The sequence below is a fragment of the Nosocomiicoccus sp. HMSC059G07 genome (genome assembly GCF_001815515.1).
Lineage (GTDB): Bacteria > Bacillota > Bacilli > Staphylococcales > Salinicoccaceae > Nosocomiicoccus > Nosocomiicoccus ampullae_A.
This window is the reverse complement of the sequence record NZ_KV820781.1, coordinates 1-476: the sequence shown is the minus strand read 5'-3', so window position 1 is coordinate 476 and position 476 is coordinate 1. Positions and strand designations below refer to the sequence as shown.

The 476-nt window shown below is 32.6% G+C and carries 1 pseudogene; it reads right to left on the bottom strand.

Going from position 1 to position 476, the window contains the following annotated elements:
- A pseudogene (locus tag HMPREF3029_RS00495) lies at positions 1-442 on the bottom strand (restriction endonuclease subunit S); the annotation flags it as partial.
- Positions 443-476: the final 34 nt, after the last annotated feature.

Below are 476 nucleotides of genomic sequence, written 5' to 3'. Positions count from 1 at the left end.
TGTCTACAGGTACTTTTATATTATAAGAGTCTATGGTGTCCCAATCAGATCTCGGCATTCTTGTTCCCGTTGTAAGATTAGTAATATGTGAAAGTCTCGGAGTATCTAAAAGATAATAGTCAAAAATTGGATAGTTCATTTGGGACCTAAGAATCCAAAAGTCTCCTATTGCCTTCCCCTTGAAATCACTTAATATCTGATTCCTAAGATAAGGTCTTAGCTTCCCAAATAAAATATCTTTTTCTGAGAATTTCAAGCCATCTCTACTAGAAAATCTATATTTAAAGTTTGATTTCAAGACTCTGGATTCATTATCTATATCCTCATATTCAACAATTGGTATAGTCTCAGAATCACTACTTTCTGATACTCTTTTAAATATATTAGAAAACTTTTCCTGCTCCCAATCTTCACTGAATCCTTTGAATCTTAGCTTAGGCACTAGTCTCTGCTCATTTTGTTTTTTCATTATTTGA